This window comes from Paenibacillus sp. FSL K6-2524, assembly GCF_038005525.1.
Taxonomy (GTDB): Bacteria; Bacillota; Bacilli; order Paenibacillales; family Paenibacillaceae; genus Fontibacillus; species Fontibacillus anaericanus.
On the sequence record NZ_JBBOSP010000001.1, the window covers coordinates 4,842,209 to 4,861,050 of the forward strand.

At 42.7% G+C, this 18,842-nt stretch carries 19 protein-coding genes; 1 reads left to right on the forward strand and 18 read right to left on the reverse strand.

Annotated elements, in window-relative coordinates; all coding sequences use genetic code 11:
- Positions 1-10: 10 nt before the first annotated feature.
- From NST85_RS22375 to NST85_RS22425, 11 genes are all read right to left on the reverse strand, one after another.
- Positions 11-946 carry a peptidase U32 family protein gene (locus tag NST85_RS22375; RefSeq protein ID WP_127193929.1) on the reverse strand — a complete coding sequence of 312 codons (936 nt, stop codon included), beginning with the start codon at positions 944-946 and terminating at the stop codon, positions 11-13.
- A 15-nt stretch (positions 947-961) separates the two neighbouring features.
- Positions 962-1,993 carry an endolytic transglycosylase MltG gene (gene mltG / locus NST85_RS22380; RefSeq protein WP_341190461.1) on the reverse strand — a complete coding sequence of 344 codons (1,032 nt, stop codon included), beginning with the start codon at positions 1,991-1,993 and terminating at the stop codon, positions 962-964.
- Positions 1,994-2,100: 107 nt separating this feature from the next.
- Positions 2,101-2,403: a DUF1292 domain-containing protein gene (locus tag NST85_RS22385; protein WP_211350212.1), complete on the reverse strand. Its 303-nt coding sequence runs from the start codon at positions 2,401-2,403 to the stop codon at positions 2,101-2,103.
- The gene (locus NST85_RS22390) at positions 2,396-2,710 is read right to left on the reverse strand and encodes a DUF1292 domain-containing protein (RefSeq protein WP_127193927.1); all 315 of its coding nucleotides are present in this window, start codon (positions 2,708-2,710) and stop codon (positions 2,396-2,398) included. Before NST85_RS22390 ends, NST85_RS22385 begins: the two co-directional genes overlap by 8 nt.
- Positions 2,711-2,722: 12 nt before the next feature.
- Positions 2,723-3,139, reverse strand: a complete 417-nt coding sequence (ruvX, locus tag NST85_RS22395; protein ID WP_127193926.1) for a Holliday junction resolvase RuvX — start codon at positions 3,137-3,139, stop codon at positions 2,723-2,725.
- Between the two features lie 9 nt (positions 3,140-3,148).
- Entirely contained in the window at positions 3,149-3,409 is a 261-nt protein-coding gene (locus NST85_RS22400) for an IreB family regulatory phosphoprotein (RefSeq protein ID WP_127193925.1), read from the reverse strand.
- A 139-nt stretch (positions 3,410-3,548) separates the two neighbouring features.
- Positions 3,549-6,173 carry an alanine--tRNA ligase gene (gene alaS, locus NST85_RS22405; protein ID WP_127193924.1) on the reverse strand — a complete coding sequence of 875 codons (2,625 nt, stop codon included), beginning with the start codon at positions 6,171-6,173 and terminating at the stop codon, positions 3,549-3,551.
- A 469-nt stretch (positions 6,174-6,642) separates the two neighbouring features.
- On the reverse strand, positions 6,643-7,710 hold the full coding sequence (locus tag NST85_RS22410) for an AI-2E family transporter (protein ID WP_127193923.1): 1,068 nt from the start codon (positions 7,708-7,710) through the stop codon (positions 6,643-6,645).
- A 79-nt stretch (positions 7,711-7,789) separates the two neighbouring features.
- A complete protein-coding gene (gene ribD, locus NST85_RS22415) occupies positions 7,790-8,884 on the reverse strand; it encodes a bifunctional diaminohydroxyphosphoribosylaminopyrimidine deaminase/5-amino-6-(5-phosphoribosylamino)uracil reductase RibD (RefSeq protein ID WP_127193922.1) in 1,095 nt (364 codons plus the stop codon).
- Entirely contained in the window at positions 8,871-9,620 is a 750-nt protein-coding gene (locus NST85_RS22420) for a GTP cyclohydrolase II (protein ID WP_127193941.1), read from the reverse strand. The genes ribD and NST85_RS22420 overlap by 14 nt, the downstream gene beginning before the upstream one ends.
- Before the next feature lie 66 nt (positions 9,621-9,686).
- On the reverse strand, positions 9,687-10,796 hold the full coding sequence (locus NST85_RS22425; protein ID WP_246054332.1) for an FAD-dependent monooxygenase: 1,110 nt from the start codon (positions 10,794-10,796) through the stop codon (positions 9,687-9,689).
- 195 nt (positions 10,797-10,991) lie between these two features.
- On the opposite strand from NST85_RS22425, the gene NST85_RS22430 reads away from it, so the two are divergent.
- Positions 10,992-11,309 carry a winged helix-turn-helix transcriptional regulator gene (locus NST85_RS22430; protein WP_127193921.1) on the forward strand — a complete coding sequence of 106 codons (318 nt, stop codon included), beginning with the start codon at positions 10,992-10,994 and terminating at the stop codon, positions 11,307-11,309.
- Between the two features lie 239 nt (positions 11,310-11,548).
- Here the strand turns inward: NST85_RS22430 and NST85_RS22435 are convergent, their stop codons facing one another.
- The 7 genes from NST85_RS22435 to NST85_RS22465 form a co-directional block, all read right to left on the reverse strand.
- Positions 11,549-11,758 carry a hypothetical protein gene (locus tag NST85_RS22435; protein WP_211350214.1) on the reverse strand — a complete coding sequence of 70 codons (210 nt, stop codon included), beginning with the start codon at positions 11,756-11,758 and terminating at the stop codon, positions 11,549-11,551.
- A gap of 14 nt (positions 11,759-11,772) precedes the next feature.
- Positions 11,773-12,294 (reverse strand): PRC-barrel domain-containing protein, encoded by a 522-nt coding sequence (locus NST85_RS22440; RefSeq protein WP_127193919.1) that lies wholly within the window; start codon positions 12,292-12,294, stop codon positions 11,773-11,775.
- A 104-nt stretch (positions 12,295-12,398) separates the two neighbouring features.
- Positions 12,399-13,550, reverse strand: coding sequence for a cysteine desulfurase family protein (locus NST85_RS22445; RefSeq protein ID WP_341190462.1), 1,152 nt, complete (start codon positions 13,548-13,550; stop codon positions 12,399-12,401).
- Between the two features lie 192 nt (positions 13,551-13,742).
- Complete coding sequence (locus tag NST85_RS22450) at positions 13,743-15,092, reverse strand: (Fe-S)-binding protein (protein WP_341190463.1); 1,350 nt, start codon at positions 15,090-15,092, stop codon at positions 13,743-13,745.
- On the reverse strand, positions 15,085-16,521 hold the full coding sequence (locus NST85_RS22455; RefSeq protein ID WP_425464357.1) for an FAD-binding oxidoreductase: 1,437 nt from the start codon (positions 16,519-16,521) through the stop codon (positions 15,085-15,087). Before NST85_RS22455 ends, NST85_RS22450 begins: the two co-directional genes overlap by 8 nt.
- A 358-nt stretch (positions 16,522-16,879) precedes the next feature.
- Positions 16,880-17,716: a MurR/RpiR family transcriptional regulator gene (locus tag NST85_RS22460; RefSeq protein ID WP_425464358.1), complete on the reverse strand. Its 837-nt coding sequence runs from the start codon at positions 17,714-17,716 to the stop codon at positions 16,880-16,882.
- Positions 17,717-17,783: 67 nt separating this feature from the next.
- A complete protein-coding gene (locus tag NST85_RS22465; protein ID WP_445671163.1) occupies positions 17,784-18,833 on the reverse strand; it encodes a DUF871 domain-containing protein in 1,050 nt (349 codons plus the stop codon).
- Positions 18,834-18,842 lie beyond the last annotated feature (9 nt).

Genomic DNA, 18,842 nt, shown 5'->3' on the forward strand with positions numbered 1-18,842 from the left:
ACCTCATTAATTAATAGACTTGTTCTTTATAAAAGAATCCAAAAGATAATTCGCGTTCCGGATCCTGCATCTGCCGGACCTCTTCTAGCCACATCTCATCAAACTCATACACTTCGGGGTTACTAAAATAAGTGTCGATTGATTTACGATATGCCTTTATTACAGCCACATTATATACAGGTGACTTGAGTAGAGTCTCAATTTTAAAACTGTCTACCCCAGCCTCCATTAGCAAATGTAAATCTTCCATAATACAAATATCGTCAGAACTCATGATATGTGTCCCGTTGTTATCCTCATAAATAGGAAATTTCTCATCTAAACGCTCCGCTTCGATCAGGAATAGACCTCGCTCTATACCAAGCGATTCATTTTCCTTAACCGGACGGCCTTGATGTGTCATGTAACTACGTACAAGACGGCGTTTGGAATGATAAATGTTCGTCATACCGTGTACTTGCACCTCAGATTGTACTTGCAGATGTGGAGACATCCCCGTAATTTCATCCATGTTCAACTCACGTGCAAGCACGACTCTTGAAGCCCCTTTGGTTCCCCAATAGTTAGCAGTTGAATAGTTCGTTGACATCATTTCAGCATTCCAGTGAGCAGCCATTTGTGGAGCAATCTCTCTTACCAGCTGCAGTACGGCTGGATCACCAAACTGGACACCGTCCACGCCACAATCAGCCAGTCCCTTCACGTAATCAGGAAGCTCCTTAAGTAATTCGTTGTCTACCACGTTGTTGATGCTTACATAAACCTTAGCTCCCCGTCCGTGTGCAAACTCTACAGCTTTAGCGATTTCATTTAGCTTGAAATTACCAGGTAGCCTCATGCCGAATTTTTCTTCTCCAATTAGGACAGCATCAGCACCAGCTTCGAGATACATTTGTAATTCTGTTAAGGAACCCGCAGGTGTTAGAAGTTCCGTCTTATTATCCATATATATCCACCTCAGTTATTTGGCCATAGCCTTGCTTTTCTCGATGTTCTTCAGATGTTCCTTATACGTCTTGGCAAATAAATGCTCACCACTACCATCTTTCTTCGTCACATAGAATAAATACTCCGAAGACTTAGGTTCAAGCGATGCCTCAATCGATTTAAGACTTGGCGCAGCAATCGGTCCTGGTGGCAGTCCTAAATATAAATAAGTGTTATATGGACTGTCAACTTTCCTTAGATCAGAGTTCATCAAACGCTCTTTAGGTTTCCCGAGTAAATACTGAACGGTAGCATCAATCTCCAATTTCATATTACCCGTGGCTAGTCGATTATAAATGACACCTGCTACGATGCTTCGTTCGGAATCAACAACGACCTCACGTTCTACTAGGGATGCTACCGTCATGAGTTCGTTTAAAGTCAGGCCTCGCGCTTTCAACTTGTCCTCGAAATTAGGAATTTGACCCAGTCGTTTCTCCATCTCATCCAACATCCGTTGTATAATATCTAATTCACTGCTCCCCTTCTTGAGCTCATACGTCTCAGGGAACAGATATCCTTCGAGCCGATACATCAATTTAGAGTCAGCAGGGACTAAACCCAGCAACTCATTATTTAACCCAGTAGGATCTTTTGCCAACTTTAAAAAGGAGTCCTTATTGACAATCCCTTCCTCAGCAAGCTTGTCTCCCATTTGTGTCACAGTAAACCCTTCAGGTATTGTAAACTTGATCATCTCGGTTTTTACAACGTCTCCACTATTAAGCTTCGCAATGATTTCATCGTATGTTACGCCTGGTTGAAGCTCATATACTCCCGCTTGAAATCGGGTTCCTTCGGATTTCAACTTCAAATAGGATACGAACAGGAAAGAATTCTTAATCAGTCCTTGGTCCTCCAGAATATCAGCTATGCCACTGGTTCCAACTCCAGGTTCAATTGTAAACTTTACAACTTGCTCTGATGACTTCACTGGTTGCATTTCATTATAGATATAAGCTCCTGCAGCACCAACAGCCACAATAATAGCAATTACGATTATCATCAGCCATTTCCATATCCTCTTCAACATTTCAACCCCTTTGCAGCCAAAAGGGGCGGTTGTCCCGCCCCCCTCAGACCAATCTATAATACTCCGCGAGAATTCCGAAATTACTCTGGAAAAGTTAACTCGTCATACAGTTCAGAAACGTTCTCCCATTCCTCATCATCATCAATCGTAACCAATTCTAGAGTTCCCTCTACCGTGGTTATAATTCTGAAGATCTCAGGACCTTGAACATCAGAGCGGGTTTCCGAAATAAGAACGGCGTAGGAATTCCCTGCCACATCAAATTCCTTCTCAATCGTATAATACGAAATTTGTCCCTGCTCATCTGAAAGTTCCACAACAGGACCAAAAGTATCATGTACCCGTGAAGACCAAACTACTTTGTCTGCCGAGAAATCAGTCATGATCTTCCACCCCGTCGAACTCATCAATCAAAGTGTTGAACGTCTCTTCAACGATCGACCATTCTTCATCACTTTCGATCGTGTACAACTTTAGATCATCGCCATCTTCCTCGTAACGGAACGCATAGACCTCTTCGCTCTCTTCATCTTCCTCATCAGATTCAATAGGAACGACCATCATATACTTGGCGTCCGAACCGTCAACTTCGAATTTCATAATAACTTCGAATTCTTCTTCATTGCCCTCATCATCAGGGATATAAATAATTTCCGGTTCTTCTTCATTGCCGATACGATCATTAGACATGTGCGATCACCCTCACTTTTTACTCTTAGAGTCCATATAATTTTGTAATATCAAGACCGCGGCGACTTTATCCACGACCCCTTTACGCTTCTTCCGACTAACATCAGCCTCGATCAGTGTACGCTGAGCAGATACCGTTGTCAGTCGTTCGTCCCACAGGTGAACGGGTAAATTCAGTTCCGCCCGCAACTCCTCTGCAAAGACCATACATATTTCCCCGCGGGGTCCGATGGTGCCGTTCATATTCTTGGGTAATCCAACAACGATTTCCTCAACTGCGTATTGTTCCACAAGCTTCGCAATACGCTGTAGTTCAGAACTTTCCCTCTGGCGATCAATAACCTCAACACCTTGGGCAGTCCAACCCAGATCATCGCTGACGGCAACACCAATTCTACGGTCCCCATAATCCAAACCCATTAATTTCATGCTGTTCTCCTAACGGTGGCCGGCCATATAAAATCTAACCAGTTCTTCGATCAGTTCGTCACGCTCTTTCTTGCGGACCAGACTTCGCGCGTTGTTATGACGCGGAATATATGCCGGGTCTCCTGACAATAAATAACCGACAATCTGGTTAACGGGATGGTAGTCTTTCTCCTGTAGTGCCCCATATACCGTAAGAAGAATTTCCTGCGCTGACGCTTCCTGTTCATCACCTTTGACGTTAAACTTGACCGTCTTATCCATAGAGTCCATGATGACACCTCGCTTCTTGAGACATACACCTTCTAGGTCGCAGTTAATTTCCTCTTAACCTATTCATACTATATCATATCTAGAGTTGCATAAGGAAATTTTCAGCTGTTTTATGCCCCTAAATATGGAATCAAATAAATCAAACTTGTGAAATAATCCATTGTCCAGCTACCTTAAGGGCTTCATCTAGCTTGCTAGCATCCTTACCACCGGCTTGAGCCATATCTGGACGTCCACCGCCTCCACCGCCGCAAACAGTTGCTACTTCTTTAACTAATTTACCGGCATGTAGACCACGTTTTACTTCCTCTTGAGGCACAACAACTACAAAGTTAACTTTATCCTCTGCCGTTGCTCCAAGTACCAACACCACGTCTGGGAGTTTAAGCTTCAGTTCGTCAGCTAAACCACGAAGGGCATCCATACTACCTGCTTGAACGCGCGCTGCAAGTAACTTAGTATCACCCAGATTGACTACTTGGCTAGTTAATTCACCAGCTTCAATTACGCTAAGCTTACTTTGTAGGGACTCATTCTCTCTCCCTAAGTCCTTTAACTGCTGATATAGAGCTTCAATTCGTTTTGGCACATCATTCACATTAGTCTTTAGCAATGCTGCAGACTGTTTGAGTGTGTCTAGTTGGCCATCCATATATAGATATGCCCCATGGCCCGTTACTGCCTCGATCCGACGAACGCCCGACCCTATTCCACTCTCACTGATCAATTTGAATAAACCAATCTCAGACGTATTGCTTACGTGACATCCACCACATAACTCTAGACTATAGTCACCTACTTGAACAACGCGAACGACATCACCGTACTTCTCTCCGAACAATGCCATTGCACCCATAGCCTTCGCCTCATCAATAGGCTTCAGTTCAATGACAACATTCAGTGCCTTCCAAATTTGCTCATTCACCCGGCGTTCGATCTCCGTAAGTTCTTCAGCAGAAATACTGCCCAGGTGGGAGAAGTCAAATCGAAGACGCTGCGGATCAACCAAGGAACCGGCCTGATTTACATGTCCGCCTAATGTTTCCTTTAGTGCTTTATGAAGCAAGTGCGTAGCTGTGTGGTTCTTTATGATTCCCCCACGAAGCTCACGATTAACCTGAGCTGTTACGTTCGCACCTACCTGAAGTTCTCCTGATATTACTGTGACCTGGTGAACATGCTGACCATGTGGAGCTTTAAACATACCGCTTACTTCTGCATTCCCCAATTCACCAACAAGGGTCCCTTGATCACTAACTTGGCCGCCACTTTCTGCATAGAACGGAGTAGCCTCAAGTATAACTTGTCCTGTTTCTCCAGCGGATAATACATCCTTGAAGGTATCATCCACCACAATTGCCACAATTTTTGTTGTTACATCAAGCTCATTATATCCAATGAATTCTGTTTTAGTCGTGAAGTCAGATAGAACGCCACCTTGTACAGCCATGCTTGCTCCCTTATGACCAGCAGCACGGGCACGGGCACGTTGTTCTTCCATTGCGGCTTCAAAACCCTCACGATCTACAGTCAAACCATGCTCTATAGCGAAGTCTTCACTCAAATCTAGTGGGAATCCATAAGTATCATACAGTTTGAATGTTTCAGCACCAGTAAGCATAGAACGACCTTCAGCTTTTGCTTCTTCACTGATTTGAGCTAGAATAGCCAATCCATCGCTGAGCGTTTCGTGGAAGCGTTCCTCTTCGGTATGAATAACCTTCTCGATAAATTCACGTTTTGTAACAATGTCGGTGTAAAAGCTACCCATAATTTCACCAACAGTCTCAACTAAACCATACATGAAAGGTTTGCTTAGACCAAGAACCTTACCATAGCGTACGGCACGGCGAAGTAGTCTACGAATAACATATCCGCGTCCCTCATTTGAAGGCAATACACCATCAGCAACGGCAAAAGCCACGGTCCGGGTATGGTCAGCGATCACTTTCAGTGCTACGTCAATCTCTTCACTCGATCCATACTTCAAGCCAGCTATTTGAGCAGTTTTAGCAATAATCGGTTGGAACAAATCTGTATCGAAGTTTGAGTTCACGTCTTGTAGAATCGATGCAAAACGTTCTAGCCCTGCACCCGTATCAATATTCTTGCTTGGGAGCGGAGTGAAACTGCCGTCCTTATTATGATTGAATTGAGAAAATACTACGTTCCATATTTCTAAGAAACGCTCATTCTCTCCACCTGTATAACATTCTGGATCCGAAAGATCACCATAGGCTTCACCACGGTCATAGAATATTTCCGTACAAGGTCCACATGGTCCTTCACCGATATCCCAGAAGTTTTCCTCAAGCTTCACGATCCGTTCAGCTGGTAAGCCGATCTTCTCATTCCACAGCTTGTACGCCTCTTCATCCTCCGGATATACCGTTACCGATAGACGCTCAGGATCAAAACCAATCCATTCAGGTGAAGTAAGGAATTCCCACGCCCATGTAATCGCATCTTCCTTGAAATAATCGCCGATAGAAAAGTTCCCCAGCATTTCAAAGAAAGTATGATGACGGCGCGTTTTTCCCACGTTCTCGATGTCATTCGTACGGATACATTTCTGTGAGTTGGTTAGCCGTGGGTTATCAGGTTTCACTCGGCCATCAAAATAAGCTTTTAACGGTGCCATTCCGGCATTGATCCACAATAGGGAGGGATCGTTATGTGGGACGAGCGAAGCACTTGGTTCGATTTTATGTCCTTTGCTGGCAAAGAACTGTAGCCATTTAGAGCGTATTTCACTTGATTTCATATTAGTTCCCCCTAGGTTTTTGTAAAATTGATTCGGCATTTTAAGAGAGTAATTGCAGGTTTTAAAGAGTCCGATATACTCCTTGATATAACAACCTCTGGAAAAATATGCCGAAAAATAGAAAAAACGCCCCTGATCACAGGGACGATTAACTCGCGGTACCACCCTGGTTATCGTAACTCTACATTCAAGAGAACTAGAGTGACGATCGCCTTGTTCGGTTCGATAACGGGAACCATCCGGTGAATTTGAACTCACACTCCGAAATCAGCTTTCCATCCGGTCGATTATCGGGTTCTTTCAGCCATCGCAAACACGGTTAGAATGCTGTAAAGCCAGCATATCCGTTCGCAAAGGAACCCTTCTCTGGGAAAATCAAACTTGGACGTACTTCATTTCATCACCGATTTACAACTATAGACAAATTAATTTAAGTATATAAGGCACGTTTCCCGCTGTCAATGCGGTCCTACACCGTTTTCCGACGAACATAGTACGCATAGAAATGCTGGATGACTACTTTGCCAACAGCAAAAACAGGAACAGCCAGAATGAGCCCTGGAATACCGGCGACTTCCCCACCAACAAGTAGTGCAAAAATAATGAGCATCGGGTGAAGATGAAGGCTTTTACCTACTACCTGTGGGGAAATGATGTTACTCTCCACAAGTTGGCAAATCGTATTTACTAGAGCAACCAGTAGCACCATTTTCCAAGAAATCGTAGACGCCATGACCAACCCAGGGGCTGCCCCGAGAAAAGGTCCCACATATGGAATGATGTTACATACCGCAACAAACCCAGCCAGTAATAATGCAAATTGCATGCCTACAATCATATACCCAATGTAAGCAAGCACTCCGATGATCACACAAACAAGGAGCTGACCTCTTACGTAGTTCCCTAGTGCTTCATCTATTTCCTTCAGTAAAGTCACAATGGATTTACGATGTGTACGTGGCAAATATTGAAGCATGATACGCTCGAATGCCTCAAAATCTTTGAGCATATAGAAAATTAAGAATGGAACGATAAAAGCATTGAATACAAGTCCAATGGTTGTACCTATATTATCAAGAAAGTCTGATATCCCACCCGCAAGACGTTGTTCAAATTGGAAAAACCAATTGTTCATCCCCATCCGAATGCTCCCTGGAAGTATACTGTTGTCCATACGATTCATCATTTGCTGGGTATGTAGTGTCAACTCAGGTAAATGTTCTCCAAGTTCTTCAAGTTGTTCTACAAACATAGGAATCACATTCATCAGAATGACTGACAAACTAACTAGAAAAACCGCATAAATAAGCAAAACAGCAATCGTACGCGGCACTTTACGTCCCCCGAGCATGCGAACGACCGGATTCAGCACATAAGAGATGATCATCGCGATGATGAATGGAGCAAAGATAGCCTTCAAAAACTCATAAACCAGTCCAATCATCGGGCGAAGCTGCCAAACAAAAAAAAGAATGACTAATCCTAACAGTGTCCAAACTCCATAGCGGAACAGCTTGTTTTTATAGATTGGTTCCACACGGTATCCCTCCTAATAGGTGGTATAAGTATGTACCAAGAGGGATAAAAATATTTTGAAATAGGGTGCGAAAGATTTTTTATTTCATACTTTTTGGGAAATAAGCTGTGAGTTTTAAATCTGGGCCGATCTGCTCTACAGTCAAATCACTTAGTTGTGTAGCAGCATCCATCGTGACAGCCCCTAGTCCTTCTAGAAATGTTGGTGCTTCTTTACCACCTACTAATTTAGGTGCTAGATATAATACCAGCTTATTAGCTAGTCCCTGTGATACGAATGAAGCATTAACCTCCCCACCACCTTCAACCAGTAATGAAGATAGTTCATGCCGTCCTAGAATATCAAGCATCTGCTCTAAATTAACTCGCTGACCATCCGTAGCAAACACCTTGGCTCCCATGTCCTCAATTTCTTGTCTCTTCTTCTCATTGGTCTCGCTTCCAGTAAAAATCCAGGTTGGGGCTTGGCCATCCGTTAATACACGCGCATTTAATGGAATACGTAAATGGCTATCCACAACCACCCGCACAGGATTACGTCCTTCTGGAAGTCTCGTGTTCAACTGGGGGTCATCATGAATAACCGTACCCACACCAACCAGAATAGCGGCGCTCTCATGGCGAATCCGATGTACATCCTCCCTTGCCTGCTCAGAGGTGATCCACTTGCTATGTGCCTCGTGGGTCGCGATCTTACCATCTAAAGTAGTCGCCGATTTAAGGGTAACAAAAGGACGTTTATTCACAATGTAATGATTAAAGACTTCATTCATCTTCACTGATTCTGCTTCACAAATTCCTTGAATTACCTCAATCCCGGCATCCTGAAGAATTTTGACTCCACGACCTGCTACAAGCGGGTTGGGGTCCATCGCAGCTATAACCACTTTCTTGATTCCTGCTGCTACAATCGCTTCAGCACAAGGCCCCGTCCGTCCATGATGCGAGCAAGGCTCTAGAGTCACATAAATGGTTGCTCCTTTCGCTTGCTCACCTGCCATGCGTAATGCATGAATTTCAGCATGTGGTTCACCAGGTTTAAGATGAGCGCCAATACCCACGATTCTCCCATCATTTACAATGACTGATCCTACTTGTGGATTTGGTGTTGTCTGCCCTTTTGTTCCCTTAGCATTCTCCAAGGCTAGTTTCATATATAACTCATGCATATTCATTCAACATTCCCTCCGGCTGGGCAAAGTGTCCCGAACGAGCGACCTTAGTCTGTAAATATTTCGCGTTAAACTCCGATACATCTCCCCACAATGGTACACGACCCGTTACATTCATTCCTGCTGCTTTTAATGCATTTAGTTTCTTAGGGTTGTTTGTAATTAATTTGACAGGAAGCTCTCTAAGGAATCCGAGCACAGAGATCGCTTCATCATAATTACGAGTATCATCAGCGTAACCAAGTGCCAGATTCGCTTCAACTGTATCCATTCCTTGTTCCTGCAATAAATAAGCCATCGATTTACTAAACAAGCCTATTCCTCGACCCTCATGATCTGCAAGGTAGAACAAAGCACCACTTCCATTTTCCACAATCATCTTCATGGATTGATGCAATTGATACCCACAATCACAACGTTTACTCCCAAAAATATCTCCTGTATGACAAATGCTATGCATACGAATAATAGCATCAGTAGCATGTTCAAAATCCCCATATACTAAAACACTGGATTGTTGACCAGCCGCCAGTTCCATGGAGGGTAACTTCTTGATTAATTCTTCAAGTGTTATATCTTTATCCTCTACTGACAGCCAGTTATACCATTGAAATACCACGGTCTTTCCATCTAAATTAACAGGTAGTCTGATTGGACCAACTAATATTGTGTTTTGATGATCACCAGAAATTGTATTTACTTTATCTTTTAATAGTGAGGCTACTTTTGAATTTAACATCATAACACGTCCTTATTTATATATTATCCATGAATTAGTCCATGAGCTACCTTGTTCTATAAAAATTCAACTTGCAGTTGAAGGGATGAATTTGTCCCTATATTCAGCTTCCATCTGTAATTGTTCTTGCATTCGTTGATCCGTGGCTAAGCGACGCCCAGCCTCAAATCCTCTCAAACGGTCTTCGCTAAAATCATTATCCTTTAATGCATTAAGCAATTCATCACACAATATATCAGCATCAAGTAAGGCTTCATTTAACCCAAATGCTCCAGTTGGCGTCATGGTATGCACAGCATCCCCTATTAGCACCAACCCCGATTTGGCCCATGTTGGCGTTGTTCCTCCAAAAATATCTAGTAAGACAAAGTCTTCCCACGAGACAATATGCTCTTGAACCTGCTCCGCTAAATCCGGAAAAGAACGAATCAACCTCTCAACAAAAGGCTCAAATTTATCCTTCCTAAGTTCTGTATAAGTGCCTTTGGGAATGTTCCAACCAATTTGAATGAAACCACCTGCCTGAGTAAATAGATGAAGTTGTTGATCATCCACAATGGTTGATCGAATTACCGGTCTCCAACCTTCCGGTGCAGGAATTCGTGCCCAGAGCAAATCATATCCAAGTCCGTTCTTATTCAATGGAATGTCTGCAAGTTTTCGTACAGTTGAATATCTTCCATCTGCCCCAACCACAACAGAGCTGTGTATCTCAACGATTTGACCATCCTTACCCTTAGCCATAATTCCGTTAAATTGACCCTGCTGATTTTGCATAAGTGCTGTTATTGTTATTCCTGATAAGTAAGTAAAATGTGGATAAGCTTTCGCTTCCTCTATTAGAACCGTCAGCATATCTCTTTGCGGAATATGAATGCCTACATTGCCACCAGGTTGGTCAGGAACAATGTTGTTTACAATCTGTTTATCGAACCAATACTGAACTTCTTCAAGCGAGAGTCTTGAATGAACAGGAATCTTCTGAAGTAGTTCTCTTCTTCTCAGAAGTTGTTCACCCACATCATTTAATATTTCACCCCGAAATGCACTTCCTATGACCGATTGTTTCTCCAAGAGAATGACAGAAGCCCCCGATTGAACCAATAAACAAGCTAACAATGATCCCGCTGGACCGCCACCAACAATACAAATATCACTTTCCATCACTTGTTTCATTTTATTTTCCTCCATGCTAAGTCCCGATATCTCGCAGGTTAGAAATTTATATTTATATGTTCGAATCACAATTCAATTACTTTATGTAACTAAGTATATTTAATAAACTTTGTTACGTCAAGAAAGAAATAATTTAAATGTTACCTTGTTTATTTTAGTAAGTGATAATATAATAGAATCAAAGAGGTGATGAACATGGAACTTACACAATTATGTCCAAGGTTTGAGAAAGCAATTGAAATACTAAGCAAGCGTTGGACTACATTAATCGTCTATACTTTATTGCAAGGCCCTCAACGATTTGTAGATATCGAAAATTCTTTGCCCAATCTAAGTGGAAAGGTTCTTTCTGATCGCTTAAGGGAACTTGAAGAAGAAGGTCTTCTCACGAGAACGGTATATCCTGATAAGCCTGTCCGAATTGAATATTCCTTAACAGAAAAGGGTTACGCTCTGTCGTCTTCCATGAACAACATTCAGGATTGGGCTACACGTTGGATTCAGCTAGACTAATCTAAACAAATATCTGATTCAAAACTAAAAACCTCCAGATCCCTATAATCGGTCTGGAGGTTTTCTCATATCAAATCACACTATGTAATAAATCCAAAAAATCAAGAATAAAAGCTTACAACAAATAATAAAGTCTGATAGAGAGGACAGCATTTCGATGATACATCTAAAGTATAAAACAAGCCCCTCTTCCACAAGGGGAAAAAGGGCTCATATCGACCTATGTATTAGGCCGCAACTTATGAAGAAGCATGAATTTGCGGGAAGTCTTGTGGGATTTCCTCGCCAAAAAATAAATCATCCAAGGAACTAAGTGTTCCGTCTTCTTCGACTTGATAGACGGACATCTTCTCACCATTTACAGTCAATTCGATAAAACATCCCCAACAATAAAACTGATGGGAACCGATTTTACCAATATCCTTGGAACTACAATTTGGACATTTCATCATTCATTTATCACCTATCCATTAACAGAATTCATGGGGTTCTCTAGCAGTTGCTCACTGAGCGGGGGTACCATGATTACATTCTCCCCTTTTGTCATACCCGGTGTGTAAGGCAACATTTTGCGTCCTTCCATCACATCAGAGAAAAAACCATCGCTGATTTCAATCCCTGTAATTGTATTGCCCAACTCATGGTTAAAATAAACATCTGTAACATGTCCTATCATGGTGCCGTCCCCAGTAAGAACGGAAACTTCCTTTAATTTTCCATTACCAGTTAAGAACGTTTGTTGTATATTCTCGGCTTCCTGTTTATGGACAGCCTGTTGATTGCGAATCATTACGGCATCTTCGCCGTAAGCGACAATATCGTCCCAGAGTACAGCTTTTTTACCGGTGGAGAACATATGCTTTCCTACCAATAAAATCCCCGTTATGGTCCAATTATCATCTAGCATAATATCGAGGACTTTCCCGACTTGTTTACCGCCTTCTACATCATATACGGCTAAACCAATCATCTCCTGTAGTCTCATAAAAGAGGGTCACTCCTCGTAGCTCGTGGGTTCATACTTACTTATTGTAAAAAAAGAAACATGCATCCTCCCTTCCAAGTAATAAAAGTCAAAAAAACACCCATCTACCTATTTTTACGAATTCGGTCTAGGATGGTTCCAACTTTTTGAGCAGTATACTCTATTTCTTCAATAGTATTACCCAAACCAAAACTAAATCGAACCGCTGATCGTAAAATATTCTGTGGCAAATTCATGGCTTCCAGCACATACGAGGGTTCAAGGGATCCTGAAGTACATGCTGACCCACTAGCTACTGCTATTCCTTCCATATCCAAATTCATAAGCATCGTTTCCGTATCACATTCAGGAAAACTTATATTCACGATATGAGTGAGTTGCTTGGATGATCCTCCGTTGATGTGAAAACATCCACTGCCTACACTCTTCTCTAAGAAGTTCAGAAGGGAACTACGTAAATGCTCATCATGTTGCTTTCTTTCAGGTAATTGAGATACAGCCAGTTCTACCGCCTTAGCAAATCCTGCGATCCCCGCCATATTCTCTGTTCCCGCACGGCGTTTCCTTTCCTGCAACCCGCCATATTGAGTGGGCTCAATATTCAGGTCTTTGCGGATATATAATGCACCAATTCCCTGAGGACCGTTGATTTTATGACCGGAAAAACTCATTAAATCAACCGGAAGGTCTCGGCACGAAATAGGAACTGCACCTAATGCCTGCACGGAATCCACATGGAAAATAATATCCCGCTCACGGGTAATCGATCCAATCTCTTCAATAGGCTGAATCGTTCCTACTTCATTATTCCCGTACATAACGCTAACTAAGATTGTGTCTTGACGAATGGCATCCTGGACCTGTTCGGGGTGAACCATTCCATATCTATCAACGGGTAAGTATGTCACTTCATACCCTTGTTTCTCTAGCCTATGACATGAATGTAGTACAGCATGATGCTCAATCGCTGTCGTAATAATATGTCTTCCACGATCAGCCCTCGCCGCAGCCGTACCAAACAACGCTAAATTATCACTTTCCGTCCCGCCACTCGTAAAGACAAGCTCCTCAGCACGACAATCTAAAGCTGTTGCGATATCATCACGCGCTCCATTGACCAACCTCTTGGCATCTCTACCGAAACTATGAACACTTGATGCATTACCAAAGTGTCCCTGCATGACGGACAGCATTATTTCAGCAACCTCTGGATGAATAGGTGTCGAAGCTGCATGGTCCAAATATATTCTTCTCATTAGTATCTCCACTCTTAATGCTATTTTAAACGGAATCACCGCCCCGAATCCGGGGCGGCAACGAAAGTTTCTCATATATGATGTGAATTTTACTTTTATTGTATATTATTTTTCACAAAAAAACTACAGTAGTATGCAAAGATGTTCAATGTAGCATGTCCCTAATTATGAAAGACGTTTCGCATAAGGTCTCTATTCATCCGATTCACACATTCGTTCATGAAGGAAATCTACAATATGAACTGCCTTCATTTGCCCATTCAGACCATGCTGGTTAATGCCATGCATCATCTGGAGCAAACATCCGGGATTACTCGTCAGTAAATACTGCGCATCAGTTGCTCGAGCATGCTGCATTTTATGATCGAGAATCTGTCCGGACATGGCCGGTTGCGTTAAAGTAAATGTTCCCGCAGACCCACAACAACGATCTGCCTCCTTCATCTCCACAAACTCTACGCCAGTAACTTGCCGCATCAAACGACGAGGGGCATCCGAGGCGCGCATCACATTACGCAAATGACAAGAATCTTGATATGTGATGCGAATAGACTGATTCTCCTTGCACTCAGGGAAAACCAGTAATCTACCAAATCGAACCAGTAAGTCGCTGACGTCAATTACGCGCTCAGCAAACCATTTCGCATCATCCTTCCACTGCGCGTCCTTATGAAGTAAATGATCATATTCCAAGAGTAAAGCTCCGCACCCACCTGCATTCGACACAATATAGTCTACACCAGCAGCTTTGAAGACACGGATGTTACTACGTGCTAACGATCTAGCTCCCTCAACTTCTCCACTATGTGCATGCATGGCACCACAGCAATTTTGCTGCTCTGGAATAACAACCTCGAAACCCGCTTCTGTTAGTAGATCTACAGTGTGAATGTTTGTGTCCGCGAACAACACATCCATCAAACAGCCCCGGAACAACGCTACAGTAGCGATTGTATCACCCTTGGCCGGATGACGTATGCCAATCTGTTCGACCACTCCGTGTAATGCAACTTCAGGGAGGATCTGCTCCATCTCTCGCAGATGCTTGGGAAACATCTTCATCGCACCTGTTTTCCGAGCTAACTTACGCATACCCGAAGTCTGATAAAATCGCAGCCCTTTGCCAATCCATCTCACCCGTTTCTGATTCGGAAATATCGTTTGAAAAGCTGTACGTCTCACTAATTTCACCCATCCTCGGTGAGTTTCAGTATGATCCTCAATAGCATCCCGAGTCTGCTCAATTAACTGCCCATATTTGACATCCGCAGGACAGGCCGGTTCGCAGGCTCGACAGCCCAGACAGTGATTCATCTGTTCCTCAAACTCCACATCTGGTGCCATAATACCGTCCTTGACCGCTTTCATCAAGGCAATTCTTCCGCGCGGAGATTCTGCTTCGATTCCAGTCTCAGCAAAGGTAGGACAAGCCGGGAGACAAAATCCGCATCGCATACAGTTCGTAAGTTGATCTTCGTCCAAACGTAATCGCAGCTTCTCTGTCAATGAACTTAACCTAATATTCTCGCTTGTCTTATCCACGATCAATCACCACTCGTTTCCGTGATTCCTTAGCAAAAACTTTGCCCGGATTCAAAATATTGAACGGATCAAATGACTGTTTGATTGCTTTCATAACCTCTATTCCGCTCTTACCAATCTTCCATTCCAGAAATGGTGCCTTCACCATACCGACCCCATGTTCACCAGTAATCGTACCGCCAAGAGAAATCGCCGCCTCAAATATTTCCTCGAAAGCTGCTTCAACCCGATGAATCTCATCGGCATTGCGCGCATCTGTCAAAGCTGTCGGATGCAGATTTCCATCTCCAGCATGGCCAAACGTACAAATCTGAACCTGATGCTTTGCCGCAATTCGATTAATCTCCATGATCATATCCGCGATTTTTGAACGTGGCACCGTTGCATCCTCCAAAATCGTCGTTGGCCTAAGCCGTGCTAACGCTGTGAATGCACTGCGACGAGCTGTAAGCAGCCTCTCTGCTTCCTCTGCACTTTCAGCAACGCTAATCTGCTCCGCCTGTTCACTATTACAAATCGCTGTAATACTCGCAATATCCCGCTCTACTGATTCCATATCGCCGTCCTGCTCAATCAGTAGAATCGCTTCCATATGGAGTGGCAAGCCAAGATTAGCAAAAGCGTCAACGACACGGATCGTCGAGTTATCCAGAATCTCTAATGTAGCGGGAATGATCAAGTTCTCGATAATCTTTGATACCGTCCGGGCAGCACCGTTTAAATCTTTATACATCGCCAGCATTGTTTTTTTATATTTTGGTGGAGGAACTAGCTTAAGCGTCGCCTCCGTAATAATGGCCAGCGTTCCCTCCGATCCTACAAGCAACTTTGTCAGATCATAGCCAGCTACATCCTTCATGAGTTTGCCGCCTGTGCGGATGATATCTCCATTCGCCAGAACAGCCTCTAAGCCAATAACATAATCCTTCGTTGTCCCATATTTGAGTCCACGCAAGCCACCAGAGCATTCAGCAATATTGCCACCAATAGTCGAAATCGACATACTGCTCGGATCGGGTGGATAGAAGAGCCCTAGTTGTTCAACATGCGTCGTGAAATGCTTCGTATTGAGCCCGGGCTGCACCAAGGCTGTTAAATTCTCCAGATCTACTTCGAGAATCTGATTCATCCGATGCATCACCATAACGACTCCCCCCTGAATGGGAACGGTTCCGCCACACAGATTTGTACCCGAACCCCGGCCAATAACAGGTATACGCTGGCGGTTAAGCACCTTCATCACTTCAGATACTTGCTGCGTATTGTACGGATAAATAACTGCGTCAGGGAGCGATTGAAGCATTGGCGTACCATCATACGAATGCGTAACCAGTGATTGCATATCATCTTTCATATAAGACTCACCGACTATAGCAATAAGTTCACGTCTTACTTCTGGTTGCAACACAACCGGACACCCCCATGTCATTTATAAAAGTTAGAGCGGATAGCAAGACCTCCAGTTTATCGATATTCGAATTTTTCCGTAGCAAAATAAACTTATCGAAACGATAAATTTCAAAAGTATACAAATGCATCGCGAAATTAGTTAGAAAAAAGATAGGAACAACCTAGTAGTGGCTTTTAGAAAAAGGATGGTAAGTCGATGGATATGAACTTAATCAGAGGTTAACAAGAACGAATACAACAGTGGAGTTTTGGAGGAATGTGGACAAGCGAAGCGTTCACCTTCTAAGGAGGATTTCTCCCTCATGATCTCCAGTTCAGGAAATCCTCCTTTAATGGTGATGATAGCATCCTCCAAAACGTAACGTTACTTTCAATTATTAATCATACAGTACTTCAATCATTTGTCTCGACTTCGCTAACTGCTCCACAGTAAAATCATACTGAGCAGAAGCATATGTGCAAAAGACAATATCGAGCACAAATAATTGAGCAAATCTAGAGCTTGTTGCGGCACTACGAAGCTTGGCTTCCGGCGCACGTGCTGTAAATAAGGAAACATCCGCAAGCTGAGAAAGCTTGTTATTTCCTGGACGAGTGAGGCTAATTGTTTTTATCCCTTGTTCCTTAGCTCGTTTGACTAATTGAATAACTTCTTGTGTTTCTCCGCTATAAGAAATTCCCCAAAAGACAGCATTCTGTGATTTCGTAGCCATTGCCGCCGCTAATAAATGACGATCCGAAATAGCGTAGACATTTTTCCCAAGCCGAAGCCATTTTTGCGCTGCATCTTCTGCAATAATAAAAGAAGCTCCTATCCCGTAAACATAAATAACTTCTGCCTGTTGTAACATTTCCACAGCCTGCTCAATAGATTGTGTATCCAGTTGACTAGCTGTATTCTGGAAGGTCAGTATTGTATTCGATAATGTCTTATCAATTATAGAATGCACGGACTCGTTCGATTCAACATCAAAGTAACCAACATACTGCGTGTTCTCTACTTCTGCCGATAACCGAATTTTCAGAGCAGGAAAACCCTCTATTCCTAAAGAACGGCAGAAACGAACAACTGCTGCACTACTTGCTTCCGCATTTTTAGCCAATTCATGTATCGTCATAAACATGACTTCTTTAGCATTTGCAAGAATATATTCCGCTACTTTTTTTTCTGATTCTGGCAATTCATTTAACACTAATTCAATTTGAGATATCATACTTCCTACTACCAAAGTCCTTATCTCCTCTACTTATCAATTCCTTCCATTGTAACAAAATTTATCATTAAGAAGTAGCTGTAAAGGAATACCGACTTCCTCCTTTTCTAACATAATCCAAGAGGGGGATATCCTCTTCTATAACATAACCGATCACATTAACCCCCTCATGAGCCGGCAAATCCTTCAAGGTGATCTGCAACTCACGTTCATAGCGACCATACAGATAATTATCGACAGTAATGGTTCCTTTAGGTCGGTTGATCGTATTCATAGGCGCAATTTTGCCTTCTGTTACAAAACGCGCCTCATCTGTACGTGCATTTTCTGAGCGAACGACATCTCGAGCAGCATCTAGGCGATTCTGATGAACGATATCCCATAGTGCATAAGGTAGTTCCTTGGTTACTCTTAAAGGAATAATTCCTTCTGCATACATTTGAAATTGATGATGAGACCATTCCGAAAGCGTTAAATCTCCAACGAAGATTTTGTCCACAGCACAACTTTTTTCTAATTCCAAGTAAGCTAGAAAAGAAGACTGATGCCGATGCTTCTCTAATGTTGGCAAACTTTCAAATAATGGTTTTCTCTTCATTCCGTCTCCAGGAATAAATGCCATTGTCGTAATGCCTTCGGCCTGTAACCATTTGTTTTTCTCCATAAACGATTCTTTATCAAGACCTGTTTCTGGACGAGGATAATAATTATGCCAAGCTTCAATATTTTCAAGACAAATCTCATGATCTTTTAGTGTAGCTAAGAATTCCGGTGTTAATGTGCTCGCGTTCAAGGCTATTTTCATTTTTTGGGAATAGTCAGCAATTTCATGAGCGCTAAACCCAAAATCCATTCGCAAGCCGGTTACGCCGGATGCCAATAAATAGGAAAATGAAATTTCCTTCAATGCTTTCCCAGAAATATCAGCCACCAACCCCATCCCTAACTGTTTGGCAGCGCTTGCAATTTCCAGTAAGTTCTCTTTCAATACTTCTATATCATCCTCTGGCATATGAAGTGATGTAAATATTTCTGTACAACCAGCCTCCTTCATTTCTTTCATATAACTTATATTCTCTTCTAATGTCCTATCCGCTAAAAATATTGAAATTCCCAACAATCGAAT

Bases quoted from the DNA above. Each gene is read 5' to 3' on its own strand.
- NST85_RS22375 (WP_127193929.1), bottom strand. From the start codon at position 946: ATGGATAATAAGACGGAACTTCTAACACCTGCGGGTTCCTTAACAGAA.
- mltG (WP_341190461.1), bottom strand. From the start codon at position 1,993: ATGATAATCGTAATTGCTATTATTGTGGCTGTTGGTGCTGCAGGAGCT.
- NST85_RS22385 (WP_211350212.1), bottom strand. From the start codon at position 2,403: ATGACTGATTTCTCGGCAGACAAAGTAGTTTGGTCTTCACGGGTACAT.
- NST85_RS22390 (WP_127193927.1), bottom strand. From the start codon at position 2,710: ATGTCTAATGATCGTATCGGCAATGAAGAAGAACCGGAAATTATTTAT.
- ruvX (WP_127193926.1), bottom strand. From the start codon at position 3,139: ATGAAATTAATGGGTTTGGATTATGGGGACCGTAGAATTGGTGTTGCC.
- NST85_RS22400 (WP_127193925.1), bottom strand. From the start codon at position 3,409: ATGGACTCTATGGATAAGACGGTCAAGTTTAACGTCAAAGGTGATGAA.
- alaS (WP_127193924.1), bottom strand. From the start codon at position 6,173: ATGAAATCAAGTGAAATACGCTCTAAATGGCTACAGTTCTTTGCCAGC.
- ribD (WP_127193922.1), bottom strand. From the start codon at position 8,884: ATGAATATGCATGAGTTATATATGAAACTAGCCTTGGAGAATGCTAAG.
- NST85_RS22420 (WP_127193941.1), bottom strand. From the start codon at position 9,620: ATGTTAAATTCAAAAGTAGCCTCACTATTAAAAGATAAAGTAAATACA.
- NST85_RS22425 (WP_246054332.1), bottom strand. From the start codon at position 10,796: ATGAAACAAGTGATGGAAAGTGATATTTGTATTGTTGGTGGCGGTCCA.
- NST85_RS22430 (WP_127193921.1), top strand. From the start codon at position 10,992: ATGGAACTTACACAATTATGTCCAAGGTTTGAGAAAGCAATTGAAATA.
- NST85_RS22435 (WP_211350214.1), bottom strand. From the start codon at position 11,758: ATGAAATGTCCAAATTGTAGTTCCAAGGATATTGGTAAAATCGGTTCC.
- NST85_RS22440 (WP_127193919.1), bottom strand. From the start codon at position 12,294: ATGAGACTACAGGAGATGATTGGTTTAGCCGTATATGATGTAGAAGGC.
- NST85_RS22445 (WP_341190462.1), bottom strand. From the start codon at position 13,550: ATGAGAAGAATATATTTGGACCATGCAGCTTCGACACCTATTCATCCA.
- NST85_RS22455 (WP_425464357.1), bottom strand. From the start codon at position 16,521: ATGACATGGGGGTGTCCGGTTGTGTTGCAACCAGAAGTAAGACGTGAA.
- NST85_RS22460 (WP_425464358.1), bottom strand. From the start codon at position 17,716: ATGATATCTCAAATTGAATTAGTGTTAAATGAATTGCCAGAATCAGAA.